General features: G+C 28.3%; 7 protein-coding genes (1 of these 7 only partly in view). All 7 read right to left on the bottom strand.

The features are described 5' to 3' along the window. Positions 1-650, bottom strand: the 5' portion of a protein-coding gene (gene gyrA, locus F3K33_RS00035; protein ID WP_023976336.1) for a DNA gyrase subunit A. 1,831 nt of this gene lie to the left of the window's left edge; only the first 650 of its 2,481 coding nucleotides appear in the window; its start codon is at positions 648-650; its stop codon lies beyond the left edge, outside the window. 23 nt (positions 651-673) lie between these two features. Continuing rightward, positions 674-2,581, bottom strand: coding sequence for a DNA topoisomerase (ATP-hydrolyzing) subunit B (gene gyrB / locus F3K33_RS00030; protein WP_039768416.1), 1,908 nt, complete (start codon positions 2,579-2,581; stop codon positions 674-676). 54 nt (positions 2,582-2,635) lie between these two features. Beyond that, positions 2,636-2,896: an extracellular matrix regulator RemB gene (gene remB / locus F3K33_RS00025; protein ID WP_011967370.1), complete on the bottom strand. Its 261-nt coding sequence runs from the start codon at positions 2,894-2,896 to the stop codon at positions 2,636-2,638. Continuing rightward, positions 2,896-3,999 carry a DNA replication/repair protein RecF gene (gene recF, locus F3K33_RS00020; protein ID WP_023976338.1) on the bottom strand — a complete coding sequence of 368 codons (1,104 nt, stop codon included), beginning with the start codon at positions 3,997-3,999 and terminating at the stop codon, positions 2,896-2,898. Before recF ends, remB begins: the two co-directional genes overlap by 1 nt. A gap of 48 nt (positions 4,000-4,047) precedes the next feature. Further along, positions 4,048-4,254 (bottom strand): S4 domain-containing protein YaaA, encoded by a 207-nt coding sequence (yaaA, locus tag F3K33_RS00015; RefSeq protein WP_031276195.1) that lies wholly within the window; start codon positions 4,252-4,254, stop codon positions 4,048-4,050. A gap of 36 nt (positions 4,255-4,290) precedes the next feature. Further along, the gene (dnaN, locus tag F3K33_RS00010; RefSeq protein ID WP_039768422.1) at positions 4,291-5,391 is read right to left on the bottom strand and encodes a DNA polymerase III subunit beta; all 1,101 of its coding nucleotides are present in this window, start codon (positions 5,389-5,391) and stop codon (positions 4,291-4,293) included. 261 nt (positions 5,392-5,652) lie between these two features. Then, the gene (gene dnaA / locus F3K33_RS00005; RefSeq protein WP_017210024.1) at positions 5,653-7,002 is read right to left on the bottom strand and encodes a chromosomal replication initiator protein DnaA; all 1,350 of its coding nucleotides are present in this window, start codon (positions 7,000-7,002) and stop codon (positions 5,653-5,655) included. Positions 7,003-7,500: the final 498 nt, after the last annotated feature.

Raw genomic sequence — 7,500 nt, 5'->3', positions numbered from 1 at the left:
AAATCCGGTCCTGTAATTTTAGTCATAAGTTCCAAAACTGTGCTTTCAGGATTATCTATAAGCATAATAGTCCCATCAATTATTTCAGCTAAATTGTGTGGTGGAATATTAGTTGCCATGCCGACTGCAATTCCTGATGAACCATTTACCAAGAGATTAGGAAATCTTGATGGTAATACTACTGGCTCTTGCTCTTCACCATCAAAGTTAGGCATAAAATCAACTGTGTTCTTATTAATATCTCTTAACATTTCAACTGCTATTTTATTCATTTTTGCTTCTGTATATCTCATAGCAGCTGCACTGTCACCATCAACTGATCCAAAATTTCCATGTCCATCAACTAGCATATATCTCATTGAAAAATCTTGAGCCATTCTAACTAATGCATCATAAACTGAACTATCACCATGTGGATGATATTTACCTAAAACATCTCCAACTATTCTTGCACACTTTCTATATCCCTTTTCAGGAGTTAACCCCAATTCTTGCAACGAATATAATATCCTTCTATGAACAGGTTTTAGTCCGTCTCTTACATCTGGTAATGCACGACCAACTATAACACTCATTGCATAATCTATATAACATTTCTTCATTTCGTTTTTAATATCTACTGGTATAACTTTTCCTTCATTAAAATCCATGTACTTCACCTCGTATTTCAGTACTAAATATCTAAATTAACAACATTTCTAGCATTTTGTTGTATAAATTCTTTTCTTGGCTCAACTTTTTCCCCCATCAATATGGTGAAAATTTCATCGGCAGCCATAGCGTCTTCTATATTTACTTTTAATAAAATTCTCTTTTCTGGATCCATAGTTGTATCCCACAATTGAGATGCATTCATTTCTCCAAGACCTTTATATCTTTGAATATCAGTTGAATTATCTTTTCCACCTAGCTCAGATAAAACACTTTCTAATTCAGGATCACTATATGCATAATAATCTTTTTTACCTTTACTAACTTTATATAATGGTGGTTGCGCTATGTATACATGCCCATCATCTATTAAATTCCTCATATATCTATAAAAAAATGTTAGTAATAATGTTCTAATATGAGCACCATCAACATCGGCATCTGTCATAATTATAATTCTATTATATCTAATCTTTTCAACATCAAAATCATTTCCTATGCCTGCTCCAAATGCAGTAATCATTGATCTAATAGTATCTGCATTTAATATTCTATCTAATCTTTGTTTTTCAACATTTAATATTTTACCTCTTAAAGGTAAAATAGCTTGGAATTTTCTATTTCTTCCTTGCTTTGCAGATCCACCTGCCGAATCTCCTTCGACTATATAAATTTCACATTCCCTTGGGTCTTTAGATGAACAATCTGCTAATTTCCCAGGCAATGTAGATCTTTCCAAGACTGATTTTCGTGTTAATTCTCTTGCTTTTCTAGCTGCATCTCTGGCTCTGGCAGCCATTAGAGCTTTATCAACAATCATTTTACCTATATTAGGATTTTCCTCAAGAAATATTCCTATATTTTCTCCAACAATAGAATCTACAATTCCTCTTACTTCACTATTTCCTAATTTAGTTTTTGTTTGCCCCTCAAACTGAGGTTCCTCAATCTTTATAGATATTACTCCAGTAAGTCCTTCTCTTATGTCATCACCAGTAAAATTCTTGTCATTTTCTTTTATATGTCCAAATTTCTTTGCATAATCGTTAAATACTCTGGTTAATGCAGTTTTAAATCCAACTAAATGGGTTCCACCTTCAACTGTATCAATATTATTTGCAAAGGAAAATATATTTTCAGTGTAACCATCATTATATTGAATAGCAACTTCCACGGATATATTATCTTTCACGCCTTCGATATATATTGGTTCTTCATGAAGTGGAACTTTGTTTCTATTTAAATAGCTAACAAATGATTTAATTCCCCCCTCATAATGGAAAACCTCTTCTTTTTCATCTCTTTTATCTACTAACTTTATATATATTCCTTTGTTTAAGAAAGCTAACTCTCTTAATCTTTGAGATAAAACTTCAAAATCAAATACTATTTCATCAAATATTTCTGTATCAGGCTTAAAATATGTCTGTGTTCCAGTCTGATCACTATCCCCTATTTTAGAAAGCTCATTAAGAACCTTCCCTTTACTATAATTTTGCTGCCATATATGTCCATCTCTCTTAACTGTGACAGTACATTCTTCTGAAAGAGCATTAACTACAGATGCACCAACTCCGTGTAATCCACCTGAAACCTTATATCCCCCTCCTCCAAATTTACCACCTGCATGTAATATAGTCATTATAACTTCAACAGTAGATTTTCCCATCTTAGGATGTATTCCGACAGGCATACCTCTACCATCATCATTTACTGTAATCGAATTATCCTCATTAATGTATACTTCTATCTTATTACAATATCCTGCTAAAGCCTCATCAATGCTATTATCTACGATTTCATATACTAAATGATGAAGTCCTCTTGAACTAGTGCTTCCAATATACATTCCTGGTCTTTTTCTTACTGCTTCTAATCCTTCAAGAACTTGTATCTGATTTTCATCATATTTTTTGTTATTTTGTTCCAAATCAGACTCCTCCTAAACTTAATAAGTATTATTAAAATTTTCAATTTTATGGAATTAAGAACTATATTCTATATCTGTCCTTTTTGTTAATGTAGTTGATGATATTGGTGATAAATATATTTTACTCTTATTATCTACTTCTGCTATTATAAACGACTTTGGTTTTTCTTCTGTTATTCTTTCTACAAATCCGTCTTCTTCTGCTAGCCTTAAAAATTGTATTGTATCAGAGCTATACATCGTATTTTGAAGATCGAATATTCCAATAATGTCTTTAATAGGAACTACTACATTTTCACCTAAATGCAAAAACATTATATATTCCTCCCTTGATTTAAAATTTGTCCGTTTGATACATTAAATATCTTGACTTTATCATCTAAATAATCATTTAAATCCTCAATTCCAGCACATGTTATTATAGTTTGTATATCCTTTATTGATCTTAATATATATTTTTTCCTATTTACATCAAGCTCGGATAAAACATCATCTAACAATAATACTGGATATTCACCTGTAATCTCTCTAATGATTTTTAAAGATGCAAATTTCATAGTTAAAATCGATGTTCTTTGTTGTCCTTGAGATCCGAAAACCTTAGTATCAATATTATTTATAAATACGCTAAAATCATCTCTATGAGGTCCTACAGACGTTAACCCCTTTTCCCTATCTTTTTCAATATTATCTTTTAGTTTTTTTAAATAATTATCTTTAAATTTTCCATTCTCTAGATTAACAGTACAATTATATTTAAAGTTTATTTCTTCTTTTCCAGATGTAATTTCTTTATGAATTATATCACCGTAAAAATTTATCTTATTTATATATTCTAACCTTTTTGAAATAATATAATCAGCATATTTACTTAATTGTATATCATATACATCTAAGATATCTTCACTAAATGACCTGCTCTTTAATAAAATGTTTCTTTCGCCTAAAACTTTATTATATTGTACTAAATTGAAGTAATAGTTTGGATTTACCTGAGATAATTCCATATCTAATAGTCTTCTTCTTAAACTCGGTGCTTCTTTTATAACTTTTAAATCTTCTGGAGAAAACATTACTACATTAAAAATTCCAAATAATTCACCTATCTTATTTACTTTTATATTATTTACTTTTATGGCTTTCTTACCATCTCTGAGTATATTTATATCGATCTTTTTATCTAATCTATTTTTCCCTATAAGTAAACTTATGTAGGCTGTACTATTTTCCCAATTTATTAATTCTTTATCTTTTGATGTTCTGTGTGATTTTGCAAAAGCACAATAATATACTGATTCTAAAATATTTGTTTTTCCTTGAGCATTATCTCCCACAAACACATTAACATTTTCAGTCAATTCTACGCTTAATTTTTTATAATTCCTATAATTAAGCAAATTTATATTTTTAACATACATAAAAATACACCTATAATAATTATATCATAAATAATCAAATAACTATCTCTATATTATTTCAAAATCTGAACCTTCGAAGTTTACTACATCTCCAATTCTTAATTTTTTACCTCTTTGAGTACAAACTTCTCCATTAACCTTTATCATTCCATCTTGCACATAAATCTTAGCTTCTGAACCTGAGCTAGCAATAGATGCCCATTTTAAAAAAGCATCTAATTTTATAATTTCAGTATCAATTTTTATTTTATTCATTTTCATTATATAAATATTAAAATAATATTTATCCTCCTATCTCATCAGTCTTACTGGCAAAACTAAATATTTTGCATTTTCATTACTATTTTCTTCAATAACACATGGGCTTATACCAGATGTCATTTTCATAACAACTTCATTATCCTCCATGTTCTTTAAAACATCTAGCAGATATTTTGAGTTAAATGCAATTTCTATTTCATCTCCTTGCAATTTTATCGAAATTTCATCTCTTACCTTTCCCAATTGAGAATTAGAGGTTATTACTAAGTTATCTTGATGTAAATCTAATTTTATTAAATTTGTATTTCCATCCTTAGCCATTAGGGATGCTCTTTCTATCGCATTTTGTAGTTCTTGTCTATTAACATTTACAAATAGTTTGTGTTCTTGTGGTAATAATGATTTATAATTTATGAACTTACCTTCTAATAATCTAGATATTATTTTAGTTCTTTTTAAATTAAATAATATATGGTTATTAGTAAATGTTATATCCACAATCTCATCTATATCTTCTAGTATCTTTGATACTTCATTTAATGTTTTTCCTGGAATTACAACTTCTATATCAATATCCGTATCTAAAAATTCACTTTTTATAGCTAATCTATATCCATCTAGAGCAACTAAGTTTAAGTTTTTATTTCTCACCTCGAATAATATTCCTTGAAGAATAGGTCTTGTTTCGTCTTGAGCGATAGCAAAAGAAGTTCCCTTTATCATATTTTTTAATATATTTTGATTTACTGATATTTTTAAATTCTCATTAATTTCAGGTAACTCTGGAAATTCGTTTGTGTTCATATAAACTACATCAAATATGGATTTTTCACAAGTTATTTTTATTATCTGATTTTCCATAGTTTCTATTCTTATAGTTGAATTAGGTAGTTTTCTTATTATTTCTCCAAATATTTTAGCATCAATAACTATACTTCCTTCTTCCATAATAGTTGCATCAACTAATGTTTGAATACTAACATCCATATCTGAACCTATAAGAGTTATTGTTGAATTACTTGCATTTATATAAATACCTTCTAATATAGGCATTGTTGATTTACCTGTTATGGCTTTTTGAACTATTGATATACCTTCTAATATTTTTTGTTTTTCACATGTAAAGATCATTGAAAATCCTCCTTATTTTATTCACAAGAATTAAAGATGATAATTAGTAGTTAGATAAATATTTTTATAGTAATAATAGTAGTAGGGGCTGTTAATTTGTTGATAACTAGTATAATCGCTGTAATATCAACAAAATTTAGTTCAAAAATATTGTGGATAAATCAGTAACAAAACAGACTGGTTATCCACAAGTATAAGCGTAATATAACTAAAAAAATATTATCCACAAGTTATTATGTACTTATTATACAGCTCTGTGGATTAATTCTGAGTCAATTTTTTTGTAATGTCGTTAACAGTATTCTGTAATGAATCATCAGTTTTGAGATTCTCAGATATTTTCTCATAAGCATGTATTACCGTGGTATGATCTCTCCCTCCAAATTCTTCTCCAATTTTAGGTAAAGACATATCTGTTAGTTTTCTACTTAAATACATTGCTATTTGCCTTGGGTAAGCAACATTTCTAGTTCGCCTTTGAGATTTTAAATCTTCAACACGCAAATTAAAGTAACTAGAAACTACATCTTGTATTAAGTCAATAGTCACATGCTTTCCTTGCTTTTTAGATATTATATCTTTTAATGCTTCTGTAGCTAAATCTACAGTAACTTCTCTGTTAGTTAATGAGGAGTAAGCAATTATTCTTATTAGTGCGCCTTCAAGTTCCCTTATATTAGATTTAATTTTAGTAGCAATGTATCCCATAACTTCATTTGCTACATTTAAATTTTCAACATCAGCTTTCTTTTTTAGTATTGCCATTCTAGTTTCGAAATCAGGGACTTGAATATCTGCTATTAAACCCCATTCAAATCTAGATCGAAGCCTATCTTCTAATGTTGGAATTTCTTTTGGCGGTCTATCTGAAGATAATATAATTTGTTTATTCGCATCATGTAACGCATTAAATGTATGAAAGAATTCTTCTTGAGTACGCTCTTTTCCGGCTATAAATTGAATATCATCTATAAGTAAGATATCAACATTCCTGTATTTATTTCTGAATTCTTCATTCTTATCATCTTTTATAGCGTTTATTAATTCATTGGTAAATTTTTCAGATGAGACATATACAACTTTAGCATTAGGATTACCATCTAAGATGTAATGACCTATGGCATGCATTAAGTGAGTCTTTCCAAGTCCGACTCCACCATATATGAATAACGGGTTATATGCTTTTGCTGGTGATTCTGCAACTGCCAAAGATGCAGCATGAGCAAATCTATTACTATTACCTATTACAAAAGAATTAAAAGTATATTTTGGATTTAATGTAGACGACATTTCATCATTAACTACAATAGCTTTTGGTTTCTGATTTGACGAACTCTTAATTTCTTCTTTTTCATAGATTTCAGACATTATAATAAATTCAATTGTATATAATTTTGAACATACTGCTTTTATGGAGTTTGCAACTAAATCTTTATATCTTTTATCTAAAATATCTTGAGTAAAGGAATTTGGAACGCTTATCTTTAGAGTATTAGAAGAAATAGACAGAGGTTCGCAGCTTTTAATCCAAGTATTAAAACTAACTTCACTTAGCTCACTTTTTATAATATCTAAGGTTTTATCCCATAAATTTTTAAGATCGGCATCCATTCTTATTCCTCCAATAATTGTAATAAAAAAATTTTTATAATAGTTATGTACAGTTTATCAACAATGATATTAACATTCATATATTATAGCCAAGTATGTATATAAATATATCAACATGTTAATAACTATGTGTATAGATTAAATTTCTATAAATTTAATAACAATCTGTTATTAAGTGTTATAAACATGCTAAGATCTAAATAAAATCAACTATAAAGCATGTACTAACAATAAAAATAAACAAGTTATGCACAATTTTATCCACACATGTGGATAAGTTTTTATATTAATAAGTTATTCACAACATAATATTTATGATAACATAAGTAAATACTCATATTCAATAAGTTATCCACAAAAAAATATATATAAATATATTTATCAACAATTATTACCACCTTGACAGAAAAATAGTATATCTATATAATGATAAAGTAAAATTTAAATAGCGAAGTATAGTTTTTACTATAAATAATAAATTTAAGGGGGTGCATATGT

The sequence above is a fragment of the Clostridium beijerinckii genome (genome assembly GCF_008705175.1).
GTDB lineage: Bacteria > Bacillota > Clostridia > Clostridiales > Clostridiaceae > Clostridium > Clostridium beijerinckii.
Note: the sequence above shows the minus strand (reverse complement) of the source record. Positions and strands in the feature narration are given on the sequence as shown.

Bases quoted from the DNA above. Each gene is read 5' to 3' on its own strand.
- remB (WP_011967370.1), bottom strand. From the start codon at position 2,896: ATGTTTTTGCATTTAGGTGAAAATGTAGTAGTTCCTATTAAAGACATT.
- recF (WP_023976338.1), bottom strand. From the start codon at position 3,999: ATGTATGTTAAAAATATAAATTTGCTTAATTATAGGAATTATAAAAAA.
- yaaA (WP_031276195.1), bottom strand. From the start codon at position 4,254: ATGAATAAAATAAAAATTGATACTGAAATTATAAAATTAGATGCTTTT.
- dnaN (WP_039768422.1), bottom strand. From the start codon at position 5,391: ATGATCTTTACATGTGAAAAACAAAAAATATTAGAAGGTATATCAATA.
- dnaA (WP_017210024.1), bottom strand. From the start codon at position 7,002: ATGGATGCCGATCTTAAAAATTTATGGGATAAAACCTTAGATATTATA.